Origin of the sequence: Pseudomonas sp. FH1 (assembly GCF_000510895.2) — a bacterium.
In the GTDB taxonomy this organism is placed as follows: Bacteria; Pseudomonadota; Gammaproteobacteria; order Pseudomonadales; family Pseudomonadaceae; genus Aquipseudomonas; species Aquipseudomonas azotoformans_A.
Genome location: NZ_AOHM01000072.1, coordinates 1 through 1,112, shown reverse-complemented (window position 1 = coordinate 1,112; position 1,112 = coordinate 1). Strand labels below are relative to the sequence as shown.

Annotated in this window: 1 protein-coding gene; it reads right to left on the bottom strand. The window is 59.9% G+C overall.

Going from position 1 to position 1,112, the window contains the following annotated elements; translation table 11 throughout:
- Positions 1–29 precede the first annotated feature (29 nt).
- On the bottom strand, positions 30–1,058 hold the full coding sequence (locus H096_RS21820) for an IS30 family transposase (RefSeq protein WP_033901417.1): 1,029 nt from the start codon (positions 1,056–1,058) through the stop codon (positions 30–32).
- Positions 1,059–1,112: the final 54 nt, after the last annotated feature.

The window sequence follows — 1,112 nt, the reverse complement described above, 5'->3', positions numbered from 1 at the left end:
GGCGGTTGCAGGAGCTGAGTGCAACACGGTCATTGAATTGAAGCTGGAGCATCATGCCGCATAGTCATGGCCTTCTGCATCACCTCACCCATAACTTCGATGGGGCACTTGAAGTCGAAGCGCTTACGCGGTCGCATGTTCAGTTGCAGTGCAATAGCGTCGAGTTCTTCTTGGCTGTGTACCGACAAGTCCGTGCCCTTGGGCAGATACTGGCGGATCAGGCCATTTATGTTTTCGTTGCTGCCGCGTTGCCAAGGGCTATGCGGGTCGCAGAAGTAAATTGCCACCCCGGTCTGCTGGGTGATTTCAGCATGCCGCGCCATTTCTCGGCCCTGGTCGTAGGTCATGCTCTTGCGCATCGCCAGCGGCATGCCATTGAGCGCTGCACTGAAGCCTTCCATCGCCGAGGTCGCCGTCGCGTCGTTCATCTTTACCAGCATCAGGTAGCCACTGGTACGTTCCACCAGCGTGCCTACAGACGAGGCGTTGGCCTTGCCCTTGATCAGGTCGCCTTCCCAATGCCCTGGCATCAGCCGGTCTTCGATCTCCGGCGGGCGCACATGAATGCTGACCATCTCGGGGATCTGTCCTCGTCGATCCACGCCGCCAGAGCGCGGTCTGCGTGTCGCCTTGCTTTGGCGCAGGCAGATGATCAGCTCCTTGCGCAGCTCGCCGACCGGCAGGGCATAGATCGCGTTATAGATCGTCTCGCGACAGACGTAGGCATCTCTGAGATTGGGCATGTTCATGCTGCGCAGCTTGCCGGCAATTTGCTCGGGGGACAAACGCTCACGCAGCATATGGGCCACCAACTCGAAGCGCTCGCTACCCGGCAACAGCTTTCGCATCGGTCGACACACCTGGCGGCGGGCCTGCATCTGCTGCTGGGCCACACGGGCCGAGTAGCCGCCGCAGGCATCTCGATTGCGGCGCAGCTCCCGGCTGATGGTCGAAGGGGATCGGGTGATCAAGCAGGCAATCCTGCGCAGGCTGAAGCCTTGGGCATGACCGATTTGAATGGTGGCGCGCTCTTCAACGCTGAGTTCGGTATAAGACATAGGGCAGCACCGTACCGGAAAGGTCAGGTGTTGCACTCAGATTTTGCCGCCGCC